Annotated in this window: 21 protein-coding genes; 12 read left to right on the forward strand and 9 right to left on the reverse strand. The window is 70.0% G+C overall.

Annotated elements, in window-relative coordinates; translation table 11 throughout:
* Positions 1-75: 75 nt before the first annotated feature.
* Both ACW7G5_RS02735 and ACW7G5_RS02740 read left to right on the forward strand, forming a co-directional pair.
* Complete coding sequence (locus ACW7G5_RS02735; protein WP_457002834.1) at positions 76-2,484, forward strand: DEAD/DEAH box helicase; 2,409 nt, start codon at positions 76-78, stop codon at positions 2,482-2,484.
* Entirely contained in the window at positions 2,481-3,404 is a 924-nt protein-coding gene (locus tag ACW7G5_RS02740; RefSeq protein ID WP_457001599.1) for a ribonuclease H-like domain-containing protein, read from the forward strand. Before ACW7G5_RS02735 ends, ACW7G5_RS02740 begins: the two co-directional genes overlap by 4 nt.
* A 73-nt stretch (positions 3,405-3,477) precedes the next feature.
* On the opposite strand, the gene ACW7G5_RS02745 is transcribed toward ACW7G5_RS02740, so the two are convergent.
* The gene (locus ACW7G5_RS02745) at positions 3,478-3,744 is read right to left on the reverse strand and encodes a hypothetical protein (RefSeq protein ID WP_457001601.1); all 267 of its coding nucleotides are present in this window, start codon (positions 3,742-3,744) and stop codon (positions 3,478-3,480) included.
* Between the two features lie 205 nt (positions 3,745-3,949).
* Between ACW7G5_RS02745 and ACW7G5_RS02750 the strand changes: the two genes are divergently transcribed.
* The 6 genes from ACW7G5_RS02750 (at position 3,950) to ACW7G5_RS02775 (ending at position 12,229) form a co-directional block, all read left to right on the forward strand.
* Positions 3,950-4,435: a pyridoxamine 5'-phosphate oxidase family protein gene (locus ACW7G5_RS02750; RefSeq protein ID WP_457001603.1), complete on the forward strand. Its 486-nt coding sequence runs from the start codon at positions 3,950-3,952 to the stop codon at positions 4,433-4,435.
* Positions 4,436-4,447: 12 nt separating this feature from the next.
* Positions 4,448-5,443, forward strand: a complete 996-nt coding sequence (locus ACW7G5_RS02755; protein WP_457001604.1) for a ligase-associated DNA damage response exonuclease — start codon at positions 4,448-4,450, stop codon at positions 5,441-5,443.
* The gene (locus ACW7G5_RS02760; RefSeq protein WP_457001606.1) at positions 5,443-7,122 is read left to right on the forward strand and encodes an ATP-dependent DNA ligase; all 1,680 of its coding nucleotides are present in this window, start codon (positions 5,443-5,445) and stop codon (positions 7,120-7,122) included. Before ACW7G5_RS02755 ends, ACW7G5_RS02760 begins: the two co-directional genes overlap by 1 nt.
* Positions 7,122-9,623: a ligase-associated DNA damage response DEXH box helicase gene (locus ACW7G5_RS02765; protein ID WP_457001608.1), complete on the forward strand. Its 2,502-nt coding sequence runs from the start codon at positions 7,122-7,124 to the stop codon at positions 9,621-9,623. The genes ACW7G5_RS02760 and ACW7G5_RS02765 overlap by 1 nt, the downstream gene beginning before the upstream one ends.
* A gap of 4 nt (positions 9,624-9,627) precedes the next feature.
* On the forward strand, positions 9,628-10,317 hold the full coding sequence (gene pdeM, locus ACW7G5_RS02770; protein WP_457002836.1) for a ligase-associated DNA damage response endonuclease PdeM: 690 nt from the start codon (positions 9,628-9,630) through the stop codon (positions 10,315-10,317).
* Positions 10,318-10,408: 91 nt separating this feature from the next.
* Complete coding sequence (locus ACW7G5_RS02775; protein WP_457001609.1) at positions 10,409-12,229, forward strand: DUF885 domain-containing protein; 1,821 nt, start codon at positions 10,409-10,411, stop codon at positions 12,227-12,229.
* Positions 12,230-12,300: 71 nt separating this feature from the next.
* Here the strand turns inward: ACW7G5_RS02775 and ACW7G5_RS02780 are convergent, their stop codons facing one another.
* Together ACW7G5_RS02780 and ACW7G5_RS02785 are read right to left on the reverse strand one after the other, a co-directional pair.
* Complete coding sequence (locus ACW7G5_RS02780) at positions 12,301-12,795, reverse strand: BON domain-containing protein (protein WP_457001611.1); 495 nt, start codon at positions 12,793-12,795, stop codon at positions 12,301-12,303.
* A gap of 99 nt (positions 12,796-12,894) precedes the next feature.
* Positions 12,895-13,734 carry a hypothetical protein gene (locus tag ACW7G5_RS02785; protein ID WP_457001613.1) on the reverse strand — a complete coding sequence of 280 codons (840 nt, stop codon included), beginning with the start codon at positions 13,732-13,734 and terminating at the stop codon, positions 12,895-12,897.
* A 119-nt stretch (positions 13,735-13,853) separates the two neighbouring features.
* Between ACW7G5_RS02785 and ACW7G5_RS02790 the strand changes: the two genes are divergently transcribed.
* Positions 13,854-14,246 carry a hypothetical protein gene (locus ACW7G5_RS02790; protein ID WP_457001615.1) on the forward strand — a complete coding sequence of 131 codons (393 nt, stop codon included), beginning with the start codon at positions 13,854-13,856 and terminating at the stop codon, positions 14,244-14,246.
* Between the two features lie 87 nt (positions 14,247-14,333).
* Here the strand turns inward: ACW7G5_RS02790 and ACW7G5_RS02795 are convergent, their stop codons facing one another.
* The 5 genes from ACW7G5_RS02795 to ACW7G5_RS02815 all read right to left on the reverse strand — a co-directional run bounded on the left by ACW7G5_RS02795 (position 14,334) and on the right by ACW7G5_RS02815 (position 19,378).
* Positions 14,334-15,929 (reverse strand): M20/M25/M40 family metallo-hydrolase, encoded by a 1,596-nt coding sequence (locus tag ACW7G5_RS02795; RefSeq protein WP_457001617.1) that lies wholly within the window; start codon positions 15,927-15,929, stop codon positions 14,334-14,336.
* Between the two features lie 124 nt (positions 15,930-16,053).
* On the reverse strand, positions 16,054-17,103 hold the full coding sequence (locus ACW7G5_RS02800; protein ID WP_457001619.1) for an NAD(P)-dependent alcohol dehydrogenase: 1,050 nt from the start codon (positions 17,101-17,103) through the stop codon (positions 16,054-16,056).
* 73 nt (positions 17,104-17,176) lie between these two features.
* Positions 17,177-18,457: an arsenic transporter gene (locus tag ACW7G5_RS02805; protein WP_457001621.1), complete on the reverse strand. Its 1,281-nt coding sequence runs from the start codon at positions 18,455-18,457 to the stop codon at positions 17,177-17,179.
* A gap of 3 nt (positions 18,458-18,460) precedes the next feature.
* Positions 18,461-19,006 (reverse strand): arsenate reductase ArsC, encoded by a 546-nt coding sequence (locus tag ACW7G5_RS02810; RefSeq protein ID WP_457001622.1) that lies wholly within the window; start codon positions 19,004-19,006, stop codon positions 18,461-18,463.
* Between the two features lie 39 nt (positions 19,007-19,045).
* Positions 19,046-19,378: an ArsR/SmtB family transcription factor gene (locus tag ACW7G5_RS02815; protein ID WP_457001624.1), complete on the reverse strand. Its 333-nt coding sequence runs from the start codon at positions 19,376-19,378 to the stop codon at positions 19,046-19,048.
* Positions 19,379-19,395: 17 nt separating this feature from the next.
* Between ACW7G5_RS02815 and arsH the strand changes: the two genes are divergently transcribed.
* A complete protein-coding gene (arsH, locus tag ACW7G5_RS02820) occupies positions 19,396-20,157 on the forward strand; it encodes an arsenical resistance protein ArsH (protein WP_457001626.1) in 762 nt (253 codons plus the stop codon).
* Positions 20,158-20,161: 4 nt separating this feature from the next.
* Here the strand turns inward: arsH and ACW7G5_RS02825 are convergent, their stop codons facing one another.
* Positions 20,162-20,485, reverse strand: a complete 324-nt coding sequence (locus ACW7G5_RS02825) for a YnfA family protein (RefSeq protein WP_457002838.1) — start codon at positions 20,483-20,485, stop codon at positions 20,162-20,164.
* Positions 20,486-21,069: 584 nt separating this feature from the next.
* Here ACW7G5_RS02825 and ACW7G5_RS02830 point away from each other — a divergent pair.
* Both ACW7G5_RS02830 and ACW7G5_RS02835 read left to right on the forward strand, forming a co-directional pair.
* Positions 21,070-21,498 carry a GNAT family N-acetyltransferase gene (locus ACW7G5_RS02830; protein ID WP_457001628.1) on the forward strand — a complete coding sequence of 143 codons (429 nt, stop codon included), beginning with the start codon at positions 21,070-21,072 and terminating at the stop codon, positions 21,496-21,498.
* 70 nt (positions 21,499-21,568) lie between these two features.
* A complete protein-coding gene (locus ACW7G5_RS02835; protein WP_457001630.1) occupies positions 21,569-22,723 on the forward strand; it encodes an alpha/beta fold hydrolase in 1,155 nt (384 codons plus the stop codon).
* Positions 22,724-22,737 lie beyond the last annotated feature (14 nt).

The following is a 22,737-nucleotide window of genomic DNA, read 5'->3' on the forward strand; positions in this document are numbered from 1 at the left end:
GTGCAGGCTGCGTGCCACGCCGCCTCGGAGCCCGCTTTGAACGCCATCACCCGGCCTGCCCAGGACATCGCGCCCATGGGCGGCAACACCCTGGCCGCCAGGCTCGAGGCCAAATACCCCGGCCGCGTCACCGGCAGCCTGCTCCTGCCCGGCCAGGAGGGTGAATACGAGCCGCTACCCGACGACCTGCCGGAGCAACTGGCCCGCGCCCTGCGCGCGCGCGGCATCGATCGTCTGTACAGCCACCAGGCCCGCGCCTGGAAGGCGACGCAGGCCGGCCGGCACCTGGTGGTGGCCACGCCCACGGCGTCGGGAAAGTCGCTGTGCTACACGCTGCCGGTGGTCGCCGGCGCGCTGCGCGAGCGCGGCAAGGCGCTGTACCTGTTCCCGACCAAGGCGCTGGCACAGGACCAGGTGTCGGATCTGCTGGAGCTCAACGCCGCCGGCGACCTCGGCCTGCGCGCGGCCACCTTCGACGGCGACACCCCGGGCGATGCGCGCCGCGCGATCCGCGTCAGCGGCGACATCGTGGTCAGCAATCCCGACATGCTCCACCAGGGCATCCTGCCGCACCACACCAAATGGGCGCAGTTTTTCGAGAACCTGCGCTACGTGGTGATCGACGAGATCCACACCTATCGCGGCGTGTTCGGCAGCCACGTTGCCAACGTGATCCGCCGGCTGCGGCGGGTGTGCGCGTTCTATGGCGCGTCGCCGACCTTCATCCTCTGCTCGGCGACCATCGGCAACGCCGGTGAGCACGGGCGCGCGCTGATCGAAGCCGCGATCGACGAAGTCGAGGTGATCGAAGACAGCGGTGCGCCGCGCGGCGACAAGCACGTACTGCTGTGGAATCCGCCGGTGATCAATCCGGACCTGGGTATCCGCGCGTCGGCGCGTTCGCAGTCGAACCGCATTGCGCGGCTGGCGATTCGCGCCGGGCTCAAGACCCTGGTGTTCTGCCAGTCGCGGTCGATGGTCGAGGTGCTGACCAAGTACCTGAAGGAAGTCTTCGACCACGACCCGCGCAAGCCGCGGCGCATCCGTGCGTATCGCGGTGGCTACCTGCCGACCGAGCGCCGCGCCGTGGAGCAGGACATGCGCGCCGGGCGCATCGACGGCATCGTCAGCACGTCGGCGCTGGAGCTGGGCGTGGACATCGGCAGCTTGGACGTGGTGGTGCTCAATGGCTATCCCGGAAGCATCTCCGCCACCTGGCAGCGCTTCGGGCGTGCCGGGCGCAGGCAGCAGCCGTCGCTGGGCGTGCTGGTGGCGAGTTCGGAGGCGCTGGACCAGTACGTGGTGCGGCATCCGGAATTCTTTGCCGCAGCCAATCCGGAGCAGGCGCGGATCGAACCCGACCAGCCGCTGATCCTGCTCGACCACATCCGCTGCGCCGCCTTCGAGCTGCCCTTCCGCGACGGCGACGGCTTCGGGCCCGTGGACCCGGGTCCGTGGCTGGAGGTGCTGGCGGAGAGCGGCGTGCTGCACCAGGAGGGCGAGCGCTGGGAGTGGATCGCCGACAGCTATCCGGCCCAGGCGGTGAACCTGCGCTCGGTGGCCGACGGCAACTTCGTGGTGGTGGACCGCACCGACGGCCGCCAGGTGATCGTGGCCGAGGTCGATTACTCGGCGGCCGCGCTGACGCTGTACGAGGGCGCGATCCACATGATCCAGTCCGAGCCCTTCCAGGTGGAGCGCCTGGACTGGGAGGGCCGCAAGGCGTACGTCAAGCGCACGCAGGTCGACTACTACACCGATGCCATCGACTACACCAAGCTCAAAGTGCTTGACGACATGGAGCAGGCGCCGGCCGGGCAGGGCTCTGCGCACATGGGCGAGGTGCACGTGCTGCGGCGGGTGTCGGGCTACAAGAAGATCCGCTTCCACACCCACGAGAACATCGGCTACGGGCCGGTGACGCTGCCCGACCAGGAGCTGCATACCAGCGCGGTCTGGTGGCAGCTGCCGCAGCTGGTGCTGGAGGATGCGTTCGCGATGCGCCACGAGGCGCTGGACGGCTTCCTCGGCGCCGCGCACGCGCTGCACCTGGTGGCGCAGGTGTCGGTGATGGCGGAATCGCGCGACCTGCTGAAGGCGGTGGGCAGCGGAGACGGGGCGTGGTTTGCCGGGCGCAACGCGAGGGGGCGTGGGCAGCTGCGTGGTGGTGATGGCGAGGCTGGAGACGGTGCAATGGCGCTGCGCGGCGACGCCAACTCCAACGTACATGTGCTTGATCCAGCCGGTCGTTTCACACCAACGCTGTATCTCTACGACAACTATCCCGGCGGAGTGGGGCTGTCTTCGCCGCTGTACGAACGTCGCGAGGAGCTCGTTGCGCGCGCACGCGCGGTGGTGTCGGATTGCGACTGCCATGCCGGCTGCCCGGCCTGCGTCGGCCCGATCCTCGAGGCCGACGAGGGTGGTAGCGGCACGCCGCGGCAGCTCGCGCTGCGGGTGCTCGACCTGCTGGTCGCGGCGTGAACGCGCTGGCCAGGAAGCTCGCGGGGCTGCGCAAGCAGGCGGGCGTCGCGGGCATGACGGGTGGGGCGGAACCGGTGTCCGAACGCGTCGCGGCTGCTCCGCACCGTCACGATGCCACCGCATCCGCGCGCGCGGCCAAGGCATCGCATGAGGCCACGATCGCCCAGCTCCGCACCCTGCTGAAGATCCGCGCGCCGGCGCCGGTCGCCGCCCCGCGCAGTATCGACCGCGCGCTGCCTGGCGAGGAGGTTTCGCCCGGTCTTCGCTATTTCGAGCAATGGGCGCCTTGGCCAGAGGGCGAGGATGTCCTGCCACTCCACGGCATCGGCCAGGACACGATCGCCCGCGAACACCTGCTCGCCTTCGACACCGAAACCACCGGGCTTGCCGGCGGCACCGGCACCCGCGCCTTCATGATCGGCGCCGCCGACTGGCGCGACGGCGGCCTGCGCATCCGCCAGCTGTGCATCACCCGGCTGGCGGCGGAAGAGGCGATGCTTCGTGCGTTCGCCGGCTGGCTGGACGAAGGCACTGCGCTGGTCAGCTACAACGGCAAGAGCTACGACCGCCCGCTGCTGTCCACGCGCTACCGCCTCGCGCGCCTGCCGGATCCGGTGTTCGGGCGCCGCCACATCGACCTGCTGCACCCGGTGCGGCGGCGCTACCGCGGCGTCTGGGCCAACTGCCGGCTGGCGACGGTGGAGCGGGAACTGCTCGGCGTGCTTCGCGAGGACGACCTGCCGGGTTCGGAAGCGCCCGGCGCGTGGCTGGGCTACCTGCGCGGCGGCAGCGCGTCCAAGCTGCGCCGCGTCGGCCTGCACAACGCCCAGGACCTGCGCAGCCTGTGCGGCCTGCTGGAAGCACTGCAGGACAAGGGCGAGGGCGAGTCGACGGTCGGCCCCCTCCCGGACATCGCCTGAGACGCCCCCACAAGAGCTGCTTCCCACAGGGCCGCTCCCACAGTGGGCTGCTCGGACGTCGCGACGCTGTTGCTCAGTGCCTCGCTTGCCGGCGCCGGATCAGCAGTCCCGCTTCACCGACAATCGCCGTCAGCAGGATCAGCGAATTGGTGACGATGAACACCCAGTTGTCGAGCATCCAGCTGTAGGCGATGAAGCCGACCGACGCCGCCATCTGGCCGAGGAACAGCCAGCGCGAGACGCCCTTGGCGTCCTTGTCCTTCCACTGGGTGACGATCTGGCGGCTGAGGGTGGCGAGCAGGATGGCCGAGGCCGCCCAGCCGATGATGTCGGGGTTCATGGGTGGAAGCGTCCGGGATCATGGGGATGGCCGGATCATGCGGCGCGGCGGGTCGGCCGCAGGTGAACCGGCCGCGACTGGTCATCGCGGCATCGCGGCCATGGCCGCTCCCACAGCGGAGAGCCCGGTCTCCGAAGCGGGCGCGCACGTCGTTGTCACCCGCGCGGTGATTACATCGGGGGCCGAACCCCATGTGGAGACGATCATGACCGACCCCCGCGAACTCGAAGAGAAATTCTGGAAGGCACTTGAGAGCGACCGCACGGTCATGCTGGGCCTGGATGGCCAGGAGGACGGCCACGCCAGGCCGATGACCGGGATGGCGGAAGAGCGGCGCGCGCCGATCTGGTTCTTCACCTCGGCCGACAACCTGCTGGTGAAGCAGCTGGGTTCCGGCAGCGGCCGCGCCATCGCCGGCTTCGCATCCAAGGGCCACGACCTGTTTGCCAGCATCCGCGGCGCCCTGCGCGTGGACACCGACCGCGCCGTGGTCGAGCGGCTGTGGAATCCCTTCGTCGGCGCCTGGTACCAGGGCAAGGACGATCCCAAGCTGCGCCTGCTGCGCCTGGATGCGGAGGACGCCGAGGTCTGGATCGATGCCTCCAGCATGGTCGCCGGCGTGAAGATGCTGCTGGGCATGGATCCGAAGAAGGAATACAGCGACAAGGTCGGCGACGTCGACCTGCGCTGAGCGGAGCGCGCAGTGGCCCGGGGTGATCTGGTGGTTTCGACGCCCGAAGGGCTGTACTGCCCCGCCGGCGATTTCCACATCGATCCCTCGCGGCCGGTGCCGCGCGCGGTGATCACCCATGGCCACGGCGATCATGCGCGTCCGGGCATGGGCATCTACCACGTTGCGGAGCAGGGGCTGCCGATCCTGCAGTGGCGGTTGGGCGAGCAGGACTACCGCGTGCACGCGCTCGGCGAGCGTGCAGCCGTCGGCGGTGCGCTGGTGTCCTTCCACCCGGCCGGGCACGTGCTGGGCTCGACCCAGGTGCGGATCGAGGCGGGCGGGGAGGTCTGGGTGGCGTCGGGCGACTTCAAGCGCGATCCGGATCCAACCTGCCTGCCGTTCGAGGTCGTGCCCTGCGACGTGTTCATCACCGAGTCGACCTTCGGCCTGCCGATCTATCGCTGGCCAGCGACGACGGATGTCGCGCGCGACATGGTCGAGTGGCGCGAAGAGTGCGCCGGCAATGGCGAAGCCGCGATCCTGTACTGCTACGCCCTGGGCAAGGCGCAGCGCGTGTTGGCCGAACTTGCGGCACATACCGATCGGCCGGCGTTCGTGCACGGCGCGATCGACGCCGGCGTGCAGGTCTATCGCCAGGCCGGCGTGGCGATGCTCGATACCCGCCGCGTCGCCGACGAGGCGCGCGGCTCGGACTTCGCCGGCGAACTGGTGATCGCGCCACCATCGGCGGCGGGCAGCCCGTGGATCCGCCGGTTCAGGCGCGCGCAGCAGGGCTTCGCCTCGGGCTGGATGCGCATCCGCGGCAATCGCCGCCGGCGCAATTACGACCGTGGCTTCGTCGTGTCCGACCATGCCGACTGGCCGGCGCTGCTGCGCACCGCGCACGAGACCGGCGCGCGCCGGGTGATCGCCACCCACGGCAACACCGACGCGCTGGTGCGCGTGCTCAACGAACGCGGCATCGACACCGGCGTGTTCGCCACGGACTACGGCGAGGACGACTGATGCGCCGCTTCGCCGCCCTTTACGAGCGGCTCGACCGCAGCACCGGCACGAGCGACAAGCGCCGTGCGCTGGTCGCCTACTTCCGCGATGCGCCGCCGCGCGATGCCGCATGGGCGCTATGGCTGCTGGCCGGCGGCAAGGTCGGCGGCGCGCGCGCGAAGATCGCCGGCACCGGCGAGTTGCGCGCTTGGATCGGTGAAGAAAGCGGCACGCCTGACTGGCTGGTCGAGGCCTGCCATCACCAGGTCGGCGATCTGGCTGAGACCTTGGCCCTGCTGCTGGACGACCCGCCCGTCGACCACGGGAGCGACGCCCGTGGACAGAGCCATGACGCGGTCGATACCGGCCGCGACAGTGGCAGCAATGGTGGCCCCGCGGAAGAGGCCGGCCTCGCCGACTGGGTCGAATATCGCCTGGCGCCGATCGCCAACGCCGAGCCTGAAGCACGCCGCGCGGTGGTCGTCGGCGCGTGGCGCAGCCTCGTGTTCCGCGAACGCCTGGTATTCAACAAGCTGCTGACCGGCGCATTGCGCGTGGGCGTGTCGCAGGGCCTGGTGCAGCAGGCGCTCGCCGAACTGTCGGGCGTCGACATCGCCCTGATCGCGCAGCGCATGCTCGGCCGCTGGACGCCGAGCGCCGCCTTCCTCGAAGGCCTGCTTTCCGCGGAGCCGCAGGCCGGCGACGCCGCGCTACCGTATCCCTTCTTCCTGGCGTCGTCGCTGGAGGTCGCGCCGGACGCGCTTGGTCCGATCGAAGAGTGGCTGCTGGAGTGGAAGTGGGACGGCATCCGCCTGCAGCTGATCCGGCGCGAGGGTGACGTCGCTCTGTGGTCGCGTGGCGAGGAGCGCATGGACGGACGCTTCCCCGAAGTCGAAGCCGCCGCGGCGCTGCTTCCGCGCGACTGCGTGATCGATGGCGAACTGCTCGCCTGGCAGCCGGGTGAAGCGGATCCGATGCCGTTCAGCGCCCTGCAGACCCGCATCCAGCGGCTCAAGCCCGGTCCGAAGTCGCTCGCCGCCGCCCCCGCCCGCGTGCTTGCCTACGACCTGCTGGAGCTTGAGGGCGAAGACCTGAGGACGCGCCCGCTGCACGAGCGCCGCGCGCTGCTGGCGGAGCTGATTCCCGATTCCGGCACCGGCCGCATCGCGCTTTCTCCCAGCGTCCCCGCCGACGACTGGACCCACGCCGCCACGCTGCGCGAACAATCCCGCGGCCGCGGCGTCGAAGGCCTGATGCTCAAGCGCGCCGACTCGCCTTACCGCCATGGCCGCAAGCGCGGCGACTGGTGGAAGTGGAAGGTCGATCCGCTCAGCATCGACGCGGTGCTGATCTACGCCCAGTCCGGCCACGGCCGGCGCAGCACGCTGTTCACCGACTACACCTTCGGCCTGTGGGATGGCGACGCGCTGGTGCCGGTGGCCAAGGCCTACTCGGGTCTTGATGACGCCGAAATACTGCGCCTGGACCGCTGGATCCGCGCGCACACGCTGGAGCGCTTCGGACCGGTGCGCTCGGTGGAGGCGGTGCACGTGTTCGAACTCGGCTTCGAGGGCGTGAACCGCTCCGCGCGCCACAAGTCCGGCATCGCCGTGCGGTTCCCGCGCATCCTGCGCTGGCGCGAGGACAAGCCCGCGAGCGAAGCCGACCGGCTCGACAGCCTGCGGGCGCTGGCGCGGTGATGGCGGCGGGCAGCGCCATCCGCGGGTCCGGCGCGAACGTTGGCCGCGGCCGCGCCGACGCAGCCCTCATCGCATGGTTCACGGCCCAGGGCTGGCGTCCCGCAACATTCCAACGCGAAGCCTGGCGCCGCTACCTGCGCGGCGAGTCCGGGCTGCTGGTCACGCCGACCGGCAGCGGCAAGACCCTGGCCGCTGCCGGCGGGCCGCTGCTGGAAGCTTTGCGCCTGGGTGATGTGCCGGCGCCGAAGCGCGCGTCCGCGTCCACGCCGCCGCGCCTGCGCCTGCTCTGGATCACCCCGCTGCGCGCGCTCGCCGTGGACACCGTGCGCGCGCTGCGCGAGCCGATCGACGCACTCGGCGTGCCCTGGATCGTGGCCATGCGCACCGGCGACGCCGGCGCCCGCGATCGCCGGCTCGCGCGCAAGGGCCTGGCCGACGTGCTGGTCACCACGCCGGAATCGTTCGCGCTGGCGCTGTCGTACCCGGATGCCGGCGACATCCTGTCCGGCGTGCGCGCGGTGGTCGTCGACGAGTGGCACGAACTGCTCGGCAACAAGCGCGGCGTGCTGCTGCAGCTCTGCCTGGCGCGGCTGCGCGCGCTGGCCCCGGCCGCGCGCACCTGGGGCCTGTCGGCAACGCTGGGCAACCTCGACGAAGCCCGCGACGTGCTGCTCCCGCACGCGCCGGCGTCGGCCATCCTGTCCGCGCCGCGGCGGCGGAAGATGACCCTCGAGACCCTGCTGCCCGGCGAGGGCGAACGCTTCCCCTGGGCGGGCCATCTCGGCCTGTCGCAGCTCGAACGCGTCGCCGCCGTGCTGCAGCGCGCCCGCAGCAGCCTGCTGTTCACCAATACCCGCTCGCAGGCCGAACTCTGGCATCGCGCGCTGCAATCGGTGTGGCTGGATGATCCGTCCACGCTTGCGCTCCACCACGGCTCGCTCGATGCATCGCTGCGCGCCGCCGCCGAGGCCGGCCTGCGCGACGGCAGCGTGCGCTGCGTGGTCGCCACCTCCAGCCTCGACCTCGGCGTCGACTTCCCCGCCGTAGACCAGGTGCTGCAGGTCGGCAGCCCCAAGGGCATGGCGCGGCTGCTGCAGCGCGGCGGGCGGGCGCGGCATCGGCCGGGCGAAGCCGGGCGCGTGGTCTGCGTGCCGACGCACGCGCTGGAACTGGCCGAGTACGCCGCGGCGCGCAGGGCGCTGACATCCGGACGCATCGAATCACGTCCGCCGCCGCGGCTGTCGCTCGACGTGCTGGCCCAGCACTGCGTCACCCTCGCGCTGGGCGGCGGCTTCGAACCCGACGCGCTGCTCGCCGAAGTCCGCGGCACCCATGCCTTCGCCGAACTGCCCGACGCCGCCTGGCAGGCCGTGCTCGATTTCATCGTGCGCGGCGGCAGCGCGCTGGAGTCCTATCCCGACTACCGCCGGGTGCTGCGCGACGACGACGGCGTCTATCGCGTGCACGACCGCCGCGTCGCCTTCCGCCACCGGCTGTCGATCGGCACCATCACCAGCGACGGCGGCGTGCAGGTGCGCTTCCTCAAGGGCGGCCACCTGGGCACGGTCGAGGAGGCGTTCGTCTCGCGCCTGCGGCCGCGCGACAGGTTCCAGTTCGCCGGCCGCACGCTGGAGCTGGTGCAGCTGAAGGACATGACCGCCTACGTGCGCATCGCCAAGCGCAGCGACGGCGCCGTGCCGCGCTGGCAGGGCGGGCGCATGCCGCTGTCGAGCGAGTTGGCCGCGGAGGTCGAGGCGATCCTCGGGCAGCCCGCTGCGAGTCCGGAGATGCGCGCGCTGGCACCGCTGCTCGCGCTGCAGTCGAAGCTCTCGGCGCTGCCCACGCCCGACACCCTGCTGGTGGAGGCGGCGAAGACCCGGCAGGGCTGGCACCTGTTCGTCTTTCCCTTCGCCGGCCGTTCGGTGCACGAAGGCCTGGCGCCGCTGCTCGCCCTGCGCTGGGCGCGCGAGGCGCCCAACACCTTCGCCTGGGCGGTGAACGACTACGGCCTGGTGCTGAACGCGCAGGCCGAGGCCTGGCCCGACCCGGCGCTGCTGGAACGCATGCTCGCGCCCGATCGCCTGCTGGACGACCTCAACGCCAGCCTCAACCTGGCCGAGCTGGCGCGCAGGCAGTTCCGCGAGATCGCGCGCGTGGCCGGGCTGCTGCCGCCGTCGCTCCCGGGGCGCGCGATCCGCTCGCTGCGCCAGCTGCAGGCCTCCAGCGGCCTGTTGTACGACGTGCTGCGCCGCCACGATCCCGACCACGTGCTGCTGGCCCAGGCGGAGCGCGAGGTGCTGGAAGCGCAGCTCGAGATCCGCCGGCTGGGCGAGGCGCTGGAACGCTGCCGCGGGCGCCGGCTCGACCTGCACCGGCCCCGCGGCCTGACGCCGCTGGCCTTCCCGCTGTGGGCCGATTCCCTGCGCGGGCAGCTCAGCACCGAGGACTGGCGAACGCGCGTGCGGCGCGCGGCCGGGCAGCTCGAGAAGCGCCATGGATGAAGCCATGGGCGATGTCGCCGACCTGCGCATCGCCGGCGAGCCGATGCGCCTGCACGCGGAGCGCGCGCTGTACTGGCCGGCACGCGGGCGCCTGCTGATCGCCGACCTGCACCTGGGCAAGGGCGACATCCTGCGCGCGGCCGGCATCCCCGTGCCCACCGGCGGCACCGGCCACGACCTCGCGCGCCTGGACGCGCTGCTGCGTGCCACCGCGGCCCGCGAGCTGTGGGTGCTGGGCGACTTCCTGCACGGCCGCCGCCATCCGCGCGTGGAGGCCGCCTGGCGCGCGCTGCTCGCCGCGCACCCCGGCGTCGTGGCCAGCGTGGTTGCCGGCAACCACGATCGCAGCCTCGCGCCTGAGGCCGTCGGCATCGTGTGCCTGCCCGATGATGTGCGCGATGGGCCATTCCGCTTCCGCCACGTGCCAGTGGCCGGCCCCGACAGCGATCCGGCCGGCTTTGATCGGGCGACGGGCTACGTGATCTGCGGCCACGTGCATCCGGTGGTGCGTCTGCCGGGTCTTCCGGGCCGCCATCCGGCGCTCGCGCTGGAGGCGCACCAGGCCATCCTGCCCGCGTTCTCGGCGTTCACCGGTGGCTGCGAGCTGGGCCCGGACAGGAGCTGGATCGCCTGCGCTGGCGGCGCGCTGCCTGGCCACAGGGCGCGTGCGTGGACTGCCGGCGCTGCGCCCTGATCGCCACGGCGCGCGCGCGTGGCGGGCGTGGCCGGCGGTCGGCCCGGCGTGGATTGGGCATACTCCCGGTCCCATCGAAGGAGACCGGCGCATGCTTTCCAGGGGTGCCAACCACCTGCGCGTTACCGCGCTGCTAGCTGTTTCGCTGCTCGCCTGCGCGGGCTCTGCCCAGGGCGCGCCCGCACAGGAGCCCGGCACGGACCCGGCGCCGCCGGCAACGGCCGCGACCGGCGCGCCCGCCGCCGATACGCCCGCAGGCGCGCTGCATGCGCTGTTCGACGCCCACGGCAAGTGGAACGAGCGGGAATACGGCTATGCACTCGTCGACGGGCGCTGGCGTGCACCTGGCCACCTGCCATCGAACACTCCGGAGACCTGGGAGCGCCGCGCCGCGTATTGGGCGGACACGCTGGCAAAGCTCGATGCGATCCCGGTCGATACGCTCTCGCGCGAGGACCGGGTCAACCTCGCCGTGTTCCGCGCCACCATCGAAGCCGACCATTCGAACGCCGTGCGCCGCACCTGGGAGGCGCCGTTCAACAGCGACACCTTCTTCTGGACCGGCTTCGCCCCGCGCGAACCCTGGCGTGAAGAGTCCGACTGGCGCAGCTACATCAGCCGCCTGCATGACTTGCCGCGCCACTTCCGCGAACACATCGACAACATGGAGCGCGGGCTGGCCCGCGGCTGGAGCGTGCCGCGGGCATCGCTGGACGACCGCGACAACACGATCGAGAGCTACACGCTCGAGGACGCGGGAAATCCCATTCTCGCCGCCTTCGACGCCATCCCGTCCTCGGTGCCCGAGCCCGCGCGCACGCGGCTGCGTGACGAGGGCAGGCGGGTCGTGCTGGAGGAGGTGGTGCCGGCCTACCGCCATCTGCTCGCTTACATGCGCGAGGACTACCTCCCGCGCACGCGCACCAGCATCGCGGCCAGCGCGCTGCCCGACGGCGCTGCGTTCTACCGCACGCAGATCCGCGAGTACGTCACCCGCGACATGGATCCGCGCGAGATCCACGAGCTGGGACTGGCCGAGGTCGCGCGGATCTCGGCGGAGATGCGCGAGGTGATGGCGCGCGCCGGCTTCGAGGGCACGTTCGAGGAGTTCCTGGCCTACCTGCGCTCGGATCCGGCGTTCTACGCGAAGACGCCGCGCGAACTCCTGGCCACCGCGGCCTGGGTCGCCAAGAAGGTCGACGGCCAGCTCAAGCACGTGCTCGGCACGCTGCCGCGCTACCGCTTCACCATCCTGCCGGTGGCCGACGACATCGCGCCCAACTACACCGCCGGCCGTGGTGGCCTGGACGCGTGCTGGTTCAATACCTACGACCTGCCGTCGCGGCCGCTGTACAACCTGCCGGCGCTGGTGCTGCACGAATGTTCGCCCGGCCACAGCCTGCAGGCGGCGCTCTCGCTGGAGGCGCCGGAGCGCCCGGCTTTCCGGGCAAGGACGTACTTCTCGGGCTACGGCGAGGGATGGGCGCTGTACACCGAGTGGCTGGGCACGCAGATGGGCATCTACGAGACGCCGTACGAGGACTTCGGCCGGCTCACCTTCGAGATGTGGCGCGCCGCGCGGCTGGTGATCGACACCGGCATCCACGAGTACGGCTGGAGCCGCGAGCAGGCGATCGAGTACCTGGCAAGCCATACCGCGCTGGCGCGGCACGACATCGTCAACGAGGTCGACCGTTACATCTCGTGGCCGGGGCAGGCGCTGTCGTACTACATCGGCTACAAGACCATCCGCGACCTGCGCGCCGAGGCCGAGCGCGAACTGGGCACCGGCTTCGACCAGAAGGCGTTCCACGACACCATCCTGCGCCTGGGCTCGGTGCCGCTGCCGGTGCTCGACGACGAGATCCGTGCGTTCATCGCCGGGCAGAAGCAGGCCGCGGCCACCAACTGACTCCTGCGGAAGCCACCGCCCGTGGGAGCGGCTAAAGCCGCGATGGTCGCAGGGTCGCGGGCTTTTGGTCGCTAGAGGTTCGCCGAGGGTCCGGATGCTCCGCTGGTGGTGGATGCGGCGCCAACCGACGGCGGCGGGCCGACCCGCAGCGCGTTTTCCACGTCGCGCACGCCGCCGCAGTCATCGGCCAGGTCCTCGGCCAGTCGCTTCATCATCCGGTGTGGAACGCTGCCGGCGAGTTTCACCACGCCGTCCTGCACGGTGACGGTGATGTCGCTGGCGTCCAGGGCATCGCTGTCGGTGAGGGCATCGCAGACGTCCTCGCGCACGCGTCCGTCGTCGCGGCGGTAGCCTCGCGGGCCGATGCCGCGGTAGCCGTGCACGGTCACGCCGGCACCGGCAGCGCCAGCACCAGCACCGCCTGCCGCGCGGCCCATGTTGAACTCTTCACGCTTCTCGCCCAGCCAGTCGCGGACGGCGCCGACGCAGCGGCCACCCAGCTTCATCGCATCGCGCGCCACGTCGCGGAATTCCTCGCTCGCGGGGCCTGTGGTGGATCGGGTCATGGGAATGTCTCCATCGGGGGAAGTCGCGGGCACCCGGCCCGCTGTGGGCAGTGTCCACGGGGAGACGTTCAAGCGGCGTCATGCCTGCCTGTCGCAGGTTCAGCTGGCGTCGTCCATCGGATAGACCGCGCGGATCGGGCAGCCGAATTTGGCACCCAGGATCTGAAGCTGGTCGGACCCGGTCATCAGGAAGTCCGGATGCCTGCCGCTGGCCGCCGCCAGGGGCAGGCCGCGGCCGCTGTCCATCGCGATGCCGCCGCCGCCGCGGGTCCCGGTCCTGATGTCGTCACCCGGATTCCCGCAGATCAGGCCGATGCCCATGCCCGAGTGGAAGGCGGCCTCGACCGGACCGGCAAGATGCGGGCAGGACCGCATCAGTTCCACGCGGTAGTAGCGGTTGCCGCCCGAGCGACGCGGATTCACTTCCACCACCACGCCCTTGGGATCCTCGGACCAGCCGCGCACGTGCCGGGGGTTGAAGCAATAGCTGTGCGAGGCCGCAAACCCGTGCCGGCGCTCGCCCTTGACCACGACCGTCGCCAGCGTGGTGCTGCCGTCGGCGCCGGTTTGGCTGGCGCGCGCATGCCGGGCATATTCGGCGGAGGTGATCGGTTCGACCTCGTTGACCGGGCAGCTCCGCTCATCCATCGCCACGTATTCGTTGCCGGTGCCGCACATCCAGCCATCGGCGGCCAGCAGCCGCGCATTGCCGGTATCGGTGGCGCCGGCACAGTCCGCGCCCAACCCGACGCGGAAGCGCCGGCCATCGGACTGCACCATCGCCAGGGTCCGCTCGTCGGACTGGAACACTTCGCGCACTTCGCGTGCGTCCAGGCACTGCGGCTCGGGCGGGGTGCGCGCCTGGGCGAAGGCGGAGGACGGGGCGAGCAGCGCGAATGCCGCGCTGATGAACAGCAGTGGCGGGGCGAGTGCTGTCATGGCATCCATACCGGCGCAGGGGTGCATTCGAGTGTAGCGCATGCATCGTTTCGGCTGGCCGCTTGCCTCGCGCGCACCGGCGTTCCACGATGGCCGCCATCGAACGGACGGAGCGCCCCATGCAGACCATCAACGTGCCGGTGTCGGTCGGCGAGCTGGCCGACAAGATCTCGATCCTGCAGATCAAACACGAGCGGATCGGTGACGCTGCCAAGCGCGCGCATGTCGAAACCGAACTGGGTGGACTGCGGCCGATCTGGCGCGCGCTGGTCGACGCGCAGCCGGAACTCGCCGGATGCTACGACCGGCTGAAAGTGGCCAATGAGCTGATGTGGGACGTGCAGGACGGCCTCCGCGCCAGGGAGGCGGCCAAGGCCTTCGACCACGAATTCATCGAACTTGCGCGCGCGGTGGCCGTGCGCAACGGCGAGCGCGTGGCGATCAAGAACGAGATCAATCGCCTGTCCGGCTCCGCGTTCGTCGAGGAAAAGCAGTACCAGGCCGGAAGCTGATCGGTGCCCGACCCGCAGTAGGAGCAGCTATAGCTGCGACCGGGGTTTCCCCAAGGGTGCGGGTCGCAGCTGTAGCTCCTACGGGGACTATTTCGGGGTCGGGAGGGACTTGCGGGGCATGCGCTCTTCGCGCATCGCGGCGTGGTACGCGAACGAGGCGACGATGGCCGCGGCTTGCTTCAGGTCTTCCGGCTCCACGTGGTCCCAGGTGTCCAGGTGGGTGTGGTGGACGTTGGTGAAGTAGTCCAGCCGGTCCTGGATGAACTGGAAGCCGGGCAGGCCGACGCGGTCGAAGGCGATGTGGTCGGTGCTGCCGGTGTTGCGGGTGGCGACGGTGGTGGCGCCGACGTCGTGGAAGGGCTTGAGCCAGGCCTCGAAGATCGGCATCGCCGCCAGGTTCTCCTGGGCATGGATGCCGCGGAAGCGGCCGGAGCCGTTGTCCATGTTGAAGTAGACCGAGAAGCGCTCGTAGTCGGGCATTTTCTGCAGCGCGCCGGTCGGCTCGCGCAGCGAGGCCGGCAGGGCCTTCTGCGCAGGGTCGGTGGGCTCGGGGTACTTGGCGAACTTGCGCGCGACGTAGTCCTGCGAGCCAACCAGGCCCTGCTCCTCGCCGCTCCACAGCGCGACGCGGATGGTGCGCTCGGGCTTCGCGCCGACCGCCTTGAGGATGCGCATGGCCTCCATCATCACCGCCACGCCGGCGGCGTTGTCGGCGGCGCCGGTACCGGTGTGCCAGGAATCCATGTGCGCACCGAGCATGACGATCTCGGCGGCCTTGCGCCCGCGCCCGGGGATCTCGGCGATGGTGTTGTAGCCGGGCTGGTTGGCCTCGTCGATGAAGCGCGCATCGACGTTCACGCGAAGGCGCACGGTCTGCTCGGCCTTGAGCGCGCGCACCAGCGGATTGAAGTGCTCGGCGATCATCGCCAGCTCCGGGATGCCCACCGGTTCGCCGGCCTTGCGCGAGCCACCACCGGCCACGCGGATGATGCCGTTGTCCCAGCTGCTGATGCTGATCGCGGCCAGGGCGCCTTCCTCGGCGAAGAAAGTATTGACCGCCCGGTTGAGCTCCTGGCGCTCGGCGTACTCCTTGACCCGCTTGGCACGGTCGGCGGCCGCGGTCTTCGGCACCGTGAACTGCTGCAGGCCCTCCAGTGAGGTGGCGTCGTGGCGGTGCGAGTCCGGCTCGGTGCCGCGCTTGTATTCACGCGCCTCGCCCAACAGCAGGATCTTGCCGCCCAGCTTGCCGCGGTAGTCCTCGATGTCGGCCAGCTTCTTGATCTCGACGTGCACCAGCTCGCCTTCCACCGGGCCGTTGGTGCCGGGGGTCCAGGCCTTGGGCAGGGCGTGCAGCTGCTGCGCGCGGTCGCTGAGCATTTCCACGCTGGCGGAGCTGAACTCCCAGCCGCGGCCGAAGTCGTCGAAGGCGTCGTCGTGGACCTTGGCCAGGCCCCATTCGTTGAACTTGCCGCGGGTCCAGGCATTGGCCTCGGCCATCTGCGGGGAGTTGGTCAGGCGCGCGCCGATGTTTTCGGTGAGGTGGCTGAAGGTCGCCATCACCTGGGAGTTGTGGAAGGCCTCCTGGCGGATCCGGCTGACCATGTCCAGGTCAACGGGCTCGTTTGCCACGGCCAAGCCGCTGAGGAGGGCCAGGCCGGCCACCAGTGCGCAACGCTTCAACATCGGGACTTCCTTTCGCGCCGCGGTGGGGCGCCTGCAGCGGGAAACTGTAGCGGCAGCGGGCGCCGGGCTCACCGGCCTTTAGTCACGGGGGCCGCCACCGGGCCCCCGCGCCCGCGCCGCGGACTCAGCCCCCCAGCGTCGCGCTGTCGATGACGAAGCGGTACTTCACGTCGCCCTTGAGCATGCGCTCGTAGGCGTCGTTGATCTCCTCCATGCGGATCATCTCGATGTCCGCGACGATCCCGTGCTCGGCGCAGAAATCCAGCATTTCCTGCGTTTCCGGAATGCCGCCGATCAGCGAACCGGCCAGCGAGCGTCGCTTCAGGATCAGGCTGAAGACGTTCGGCGACGGATGCGGCGTGGCGGGCGCACCGACCAGGGTCATCGCGCCGTCGCGCTTGAGCAGGGCGAGGAACGCGTCGAGGTTGTGCGGCGCGGCCACGGTGTTGAGGATGAAGTCGAAGCTCTTGCGGTGCGCGCGCATCTCGCCGGGGTTGCGCGAGACCACCACTTCATCCGCGCCCAGCGCCAGCGCCGCGTCCCGCTTGGATTCGGAGGTGGTGAACGCGACGACGTGCGCGCCCAGCGCGTGCGCGAGCTTGATGCCCATGTGGCCGAGCCCGCCGATGCCGACCACGCCGACCTTCTGCCCCGGACCGACCTTCCAGTGGCGCAGCGGCGACCAGGTGGTGATGCCGGCGCAGAGCAGCGGCGCCACCGCGGCCAGCTGGTCCTCGGGGTGGCGCACGCGCAGCACGTAGCGCTGGTCCACCACGATCTGCTGCGAGTAGCCGCCCAGGGTGTGGCCAGGTGCATCGGGCGTGGGCGAGTTGTAGGTGCCAACCATGCCGTCGCAATAGTTCTCCTGGCCGTCCTCGCACTCTCCGCACGTCCTGCAGCTGTCGACGATGCAGCCGACGCCGACCAGGTCGCCGACCTTGAACGCCGACACCGCGTCGCCCACCGCCGACACGCGGCCGACGATTTCATGGCCCGGCACGCAGGGGAACACCGTGCCCGCCCATTCCGCACGCACCTGGTGCAGGTCGGAGTGGCAGACGCCGCAGAAGGCGATGTCGATCTGTACGTCGCCCACGCCGGGGGCGCGACGGGTGATATCGATGGGTTCCAGTGGCTTGTCGCCGGCATGGGCGCCGTAGGCTTTGACTTGCATGGGAGTGTCCTCGTGGGTCGGTGTCAGGGGATTGTGCGCCGGTGGCGTTTTTACTGGCCAGCGCGGCCGCCGCTCAACCCAGGCGCAGCGCCAGGGCCGCCAGCGTGACCAGCAGCACCGGAAGCGTCAGCACCACCCCGACCCTGAAGTAATAGCCCCAGGTGATCCGGACGTCCTTGCGCGCCAGCACGTGCAGCCAGAGCAGGGTGGCCAGGCTTCCGATCGGCGTGAACTTCGGGCCCAGGTCGCTGCCGATCACGTTGGCATAGACCATCGCCTCGCGCACGCTGCCTTCGGCGTGGCTGGCGTCGATGGAGAGCGCGCCGACCAGCACCGTCGGCAGGTTGTTCATGATCGAGGACAGCAGGGCGATCAGCAGGCCGGTCCCGAATGTCGCGCCCCACACGCCGTATCCGGCGAACAGGTCCAGCACCTCCGCAAGATGGTCGGTCAGACCCTGGTTGCGCAGGCCGTAGACCACCAGGTACATGCCGAGCGAGAACACCACGATCTGCCACGGTGCCTCCCTGATCACCTTTCGCGTCGATATCCGGTGCCCGCGTGCCGCCACGCCCAGCAGGAGCAGGGCGCCGGCGCCTGCCACCGCGCTGATGGGGACGCCGATCCGCCCCAGCCCGAAGAAGCCCACCAGCAGCAGGGCCAGCACCGCCCAGCCGGCGTTGAAGGTCGTGGTGTCGACGATCGCCGAGCGCGGCTCCTTCAGTTCGGCAAGCTCATAGCGGTCCGGGATGTCGCGACGGAAGAACCACATCAGCATGCCCAGCGACGCCGCGACGGAGACCAAGTTGACCGGTGCCATGACCGATGCGTACGCGGCGAAGTCGATATCGAAGTAATCCGCCGAAACGATATTGACCAGGTTGGAAACGACCAGCGGAAGACTGGCGGTGTCGGCGATGAAGCCGGCCGCCATCACGAAGGCCAGCGTGGCCGCGGGGCTGAAGCGCAGCGCCAGCAGCATGGCGATCACGATCGGGGTCAGGATCAGCGCTGCGCCGTCGTTGGCGAACAGCGCCGCCATCGCCGCGCCCAGCAGCACGAGCAACGCGAACAGCCTGCGTCCGCTGCCCTTGCCCCAGCGCGCCACGTGCAGCGCGGCCCATTCGAAAAATCCGGCTTCATCCAGCAGCAGGCTGATGATGATCACCGCGATGAAGGTGAAGGTGGCGTTCCAGACAAAGCCCCAGACCGTCGGGATGTCTGACAGATCCACCACGCCGGTCAGCAGTGCGAGTACCGCGCCGAAGGTGGCGCTCCAGCCGACGCCGAGGCCTTTCGGCTGCCAGATCACCAGCACGATCGTGGCGACGAAGATCAGCAGTGCCGTCAGCATGGGTCAGGCCTTGGGCTTTGGAGGTATCGCCTCGGCCATGTCGGCCGCCTCGTCGTCGGCTTCCACGAAGCCGATGCGGTCGAGCGCCTGCTTCAGGGACGAACGGTCATCCCAGACATCGGCCGGCAGCGCCAACAGCGCCTGCAGGCGCGCCTTGACGATGCGGTGGGCCTGGCTGAAGGCTTCGCGCTTCGCATCATCGTCGCCTTCGACCGCCGCCGGATCCGGCAAGCCCCAGTGCGTGCGCAGGAAGTCTCCGAATACGATCGGGCATGCCTCGGCCGCGGCCGAGTCGCACACCGTCACCACCAGATCCATCGGTGCCGCATCCGCGGAGGCGAACTCGTCCCAGGACTTGCTGCGCAGCCCGGCAGTGGCGATGCCGTCGGCCGCCAGTTGGCCCAGCGCGTACGGGTTGACCGTGCCGGCAGGCTGGCTGCCGGCGCTGAAGACCTCGAAGCGGTGGCCGGCCCACGCGCGAAGCGTGGCCTCGGCCAGCACGCTGCGGGCCGAGTTTCCGGTGCAAAGAAACAGGACGCGACGTTTCATCGGTTGGATCCAGACGGTGGGAATGGGCAGTTGTTGCGATCAGCAGGCGCGGCCAACCGCCGTGCCCGGCGCGCAGGCTTCGTGCGACGAGTCCGCGCAGCAGTTGTGGGTCAGGTAGGCGACAAGCCCGTTCATGGCATCGAACCTGGCGCGGTAGCAGACATTACGGCCGCGGTTTTCGCTCTCGACCAGGCCCGCGTGCACGAGTTCCTTCAGATGGAAGGACAGAGTGGCGCCGGGCACGGTGAGGGCCTCGGCGATTTCGCCGGCCATGCGGCCGTCGGGGCCGGCTTCGACCAGCAGCCGGAAGGCCGCGAGCCGGGTCGCGTGGCCCAGCGCCGTAAGCGCCGCGATTGCCTGTGCCGTTTCCATTATTCTAGAATAGTCGAATGAATAACGAGCAGCAAGCACCTCAACTCCCCGACCTCCCCCATCTGGCGACCGGCCTGTTGCCGGCCCCGCGGCGCGACGTCCTCGGTACCGGCGCCGACGCGCACGGGCCCCGCATCCTGTTGTTGTACGGCTCGCTCCGGCCGCAGTCCTTCAGCCACAAGCTGGCGCTGGAGGCCGAGCGCATCCTGAAGCACCTCGGCGCCGAAACCCGGGTGTTCGATCCCCACGGCCTGCCGCTGCTGGACAGCGTCGACCGCGACCACCCCAAGGTCCGACAGCTGCGCGAGTGGTCGCAGTGGTCGGAAGGCCAGGTGTGGGTGTCGCCCGAACGGCATGGCACGATCACCGGCGTGTTCAAGAACCAGATCGACTGGCTGCCGCTCGAGGACGGCAGCGTACGGCCGACGCAGGGCCGGACGCTGGCGGTGATGCAGGTCTGCGGCGGCTCGCAGTCGTTCAACGTGGTCAACGCGCTGCGCGTGCTGGGGCGCTGGATGCGGATGGTGACGATCCCCAACCAGTCGTCGGTGGCCAAGGCCTGGCAGGAGTTCGACGACGCCGGCCGCATGCGCGCGTCTCCGTTCTACGACCGCGTGGTGGACGTCATGGAGGAGCTGGTGAAGTTCACCCTGCTGATACGCGGGCGCAGCGATTACCTGGTTGATCGCTACAGCGAGCGGAAGGGCGCGGATGAGGCGCGTCGCCTGGCCCGCGAGTCCGGTGCCGTCGAAGAAGCGACCGGGGCCGAGGTCCGGTGAGCGGTCAGGCCGGCCTCGCGCCGAGCATGATGATGCCCATGCCGACCAGGCAGAAGCCGACGCCGACCCAGTCGGTAAGCGTGGGCCGCACTGAATCCACCGCCCACAGCCACATCAGCGCGACGCTGATGTAGACGCCGCCATAGGCCGCGTACACGCGCCCCGCGGCCTGCGGATGCAGAGTGAGCAGCCAGGCGAACGCGGCCAGGCTGAGCGCCGCCGGCACCAGCAGCCAGGCCGAGCGGTCCTGCCTGAGCCACAGCCAGGGCAGGTAGCAGCCGATGATCTCGGCCAGCGCTGTGGCGATGAACAGGCCGAGGATTTTCAGGATGTCCAAGTGCGTTCGACTCCGTGTGGCCGCTGGGCCATGAGCGGGTGCGGCCGGGACGCATTGTCGGGCCTTTGCTTGCCGTATGCGTGCGGCACCGCAGGACGCGCAGGGCAGGGGGCCCCGGTGCCGGACGACATCAACCTTGCGCCCGCAGCCAGCAACGCTGCCGCGTCATGAATGAGCTTGGTCCCATCAGTACCATTACACCCGATTTTCCTTTGGCTACCGCCGCCATTGCCCCTTTGCGCGCCAAGGCCGAAAGCCGAGGCTCCGGTGATTTCTCACGTCTGTGGTCCGGTCAGAATGCGAGTGGATGCAAGGAGATGCCAGCCGCGCACCTCACCCGTGAATTGGCCGCGGGCTTCTAACAGTGGTTGCCGTGGCTGGACGCGCGCGCGCCGTGACGGATGCCTACGGCAACACCAACTATCGCCACAGCGATGGCTCGACGACCCGTGCTACGACCGATGTCTATGGCAATACCACCTACCGCCAAAGTGACGGCACGACCCGACGCTGCAGCACCGACACTTATGGCGACACCACCTGCCGCTGAGAATGCCGGCGCACGCCGGAGTTTATTGCGCCCCGCCACCGCGCACGACTTCGCCTTCTGCGAACACCTCAGCCGCACCAACATGGCCTGCTACCTCCGGGCCCGCGGCATCGCCTGGGACCCGGAGCGCTTCCGCGCCAGCTGGGCGGAGTTGGAGAACCTGGTGATCGTCGCCGGCGACGAGACCATCGGCCTGCTGCGCCTGCTCCCCGAAGGCGAGGCGCTGGGGCTGCGCGACCTGCAGATCGTGCCGTCACGCCAGCGGCAGGGCATCGGCGGCTGGGCGATTCAACAGGCGCAGGCCATAGCCGTGCGGCGCGCCCATCCGCGGCTGCAGCTGCGGGTCTATGCGGATAACCCGGCGCGGGTGCTGTATGCGCGGCTCGGTTTTGCGGTCGAGGCGGAGGTGGACGGCACCCTGCACATGGCCTGGTCGCCGCGTGCGGTGGGGTGACAGACATTGCCATAGGTGGACGGCGTGGCGACGCAGTACGCTTGCCGCTCCATCGCACGGGATCGAAGCCATGAAGCGACTGTTCGCAGCCCTGCTGCTGCTCGCGCTGCCCCTGTTTGCACACGGCCAGGCGGCCTGTCCTTCCGGCGAATCCTTCGACAAGGCGCGCGCGGTCGTCGCCGACCTGCAGCGCATCGTCACGCCCGACGGCGTGCAGGACACGTACGCCGCGCGCATCGGCGGCATCGACCAGTGGATCCAGGTGCGTGGCAGGGACCGTGCGAACCCGATGATCCTGTTCGTGCACGGCGGGCCGTCGTCGCCGGCGATGCCGAGCGCCTGGCAGTGGCAGCGGCCGGTGGAGGAGTACTTCACCATCGCGCACTACGACCAGCGCGGTGCCGGCAAGACCCACCGCGCGAACGACCCGGACGTGGTCGCCGGCGACATGGCCATCGACCGCTTCGTCGACGACGCCATCGAGGTGGCTGAACACCTGCGCGCGCGCTACGGCAAGCAGAAGCTGGTGCTGGCCGGCCACAGCTGGGGCACGGTGGTGGCGATGCACGCGGCGCTGCGGCGGCCGGACCTGTTCCACGCGTACGTCGGCATCGGCCAGGTCATCGACACCCGGCGCAACGAGCGGCTGAGCTTCGAGTACGGCCTGGAGCGGGCGCGCGCGGACGGCAATGTCGCGGCGATCGCCGAGCTGGAATCGATCGCGCCCTATCCGGGCGAGGCGCCGATCACCCGCGAGCGCATCATCGTTGCGCGCAAGTGGCCGCAGCACTACGGCGGCCTGAACGCGTACCGCGACGCGGAGCAGGAGTATTACTACGGTGCCTCGCTGCTCTCGCCGGACTACGACTGCGAGGACCGCCGCGCCTTCTTCGCAGGCAACGTGTTCACCCTGGACCACGTGCTCGACGAGTTCCTGCAGGTGGATTTCAGCGGCGTGCGCGAGTTCCCGATCCCGGTGGTGATGTTCCTTGGCCGCCATGACTACACCACGCCCTCGGCGCCGACCGCGGAATGGCTGGACCAGGTGCGGGCGCCGCACAAGCGCGCGGTGTGGTTCGAGCACGCCGCGCACATGATCCCGTGGGAGGAGCCGGGGCGGACGCTGCTGGCCTTGCTGGAACACGTGCGGCCGCTGGCGGTGGAGACGGCGGAGGGCGCACCGCTGCCGGCGGATGACCATGTACAACCCTCCCCACCCGGGTGAGTTCATTCGAAGGC

Source organism: Luteimonas sp. A501 (assembly GCF_054052085.1).

What these genes read in the sequence shown, in the direction of transcription:
- ACW7G5_RS02795 (WP_457001617.1), bottom strand. Translation starts at nt 15,929, where the DNA reads ATGTTGAAGCGTTGCGCACTGGTGGCCGGCCTGGCCCTCCTCAGCGGC.
- ACW7G5_RS02800 (WP_457001619.1), bottom strand. Translation starts at nt 17,103, where the DNA reads ATGCAAGTCAAAGCCTACGGCGCCCATGCCGGCGACAAGCCACTGGAA.
- ACW7G5_RS02805 (WP_457001621.1), bottom strand. Translation starts at nt 18,457, where the DNA reads ATGCTGACGGCACTGCTGATCTTCGTCGCCACGATCGTGCTGGTGATC.
- ACW7G5_RS02745 (WP_457001601.1), bottom strand. Translation starts at nt 3,744, where the DNA reads ATGAACCCCGACATCATCGGCTGGGCGGCCTCGGCCATCCTGCTCGCC.
- ACW7G5_RS02760 (WP_457001606.1), top strand. Translation starts at nt 5,443, where the DNA reads ATGCGCCGCTTCGCCGCCCTTTACGAGCGGCTCGACCGCAGCACCGGC.
- ACW7G5_RS02790 (WP_457001615.1), top strand. Translation starts at nt 13,854, where the DNA reads ATGCAGACCATCAACGTGCCGGTGTCGGTCGGCGAGCTGGCCGACAAG.
- ACW7G5_RS02765 (WP_457001608.1), top strand. Translation starts at nt 7,122, where the DNA reads ATGGCGGCGGGCAGCGCCATCCGCGGGTCCGGCGCGAACGTTGGCCGC.
- ACW7G5_RS02735 (WP_457002834.1), top strand. Translation starts at nt 76, where the DNA reads ATGGGCGGCAACACCCTGGCCGCCAGGCTCGAGGCCAAATACCCCGGC.
- pdeM (WP_457002836.1), top strand. Translation starts at nt 9,628, where the DNA reads ATGGGCGATGTCGCCGACCTGCGCATCGCCGGCGAGCCGATGCGCCTG.
- ACW7G5_RS02775 (WP_457001609.1), top strand. Translation starts at nt 10,409, where the DNA reads ATGCTTTCCAGGGGTGCCAACCACCTGCGCGTTACCGCGCTGCTAGCT.
- ACW7G5_RS02780 (WP_457001611.1), bottom strand. Translation starts at nt 12,795, where the DNA reads ATGACCCGATCCACCACAGGCCCCGCGAGCGAGGAATTCCGCGACGTG.
- ACW7G5_RS02815 (WP_457001624.1), bottom strand. Translation starts at nt 19,378, where the DNA reads ATGGAAACGGCACAGGCAATCGCGGCGCTTACGGCGCTGGGCCACGCG.
- arsH (WP_457001626.1), top strand. Translation starts at nt 19,396, where the DNA reads ATGAATAACGAGCAGCAAGCACCTCAACTCCCCGACCTCCCCCATCTG.
- ACW7G5_RS02835 (WP_457001630.1), top strand. Translation starts at nt 21,569, where the DNA reads ATGAAGCGACTGTTCGCAGCCCTGCTGCTGCTCGCGCTGCCCCTGTTT.
- ACW7G5_RS02750 (WP_457001603.1), top strand. Translation starts at nt 3,950, where the DNA reads ATGACCGACCCCCGCGAACTCGAAGAGAAATTCTGGAAGGCACTTGAG.
- ACW7G5_RS02785 (WP_457001613.1), bottom strand. Translation starts at nt 13,734, where the DNA reads ATGACAGCACTCGCCCCGCCACTGCTGTTCATCAGCGCGGCATTCGCG.
- ACW7G5_RS02810 (WP_457001622.1), bottom strand. Translation starts at nt 19,006, where the DNA reads ATGAAACGTCGCGTCCTGTTTCTTTGCACCGGAAACTCGGCCCGCAGC.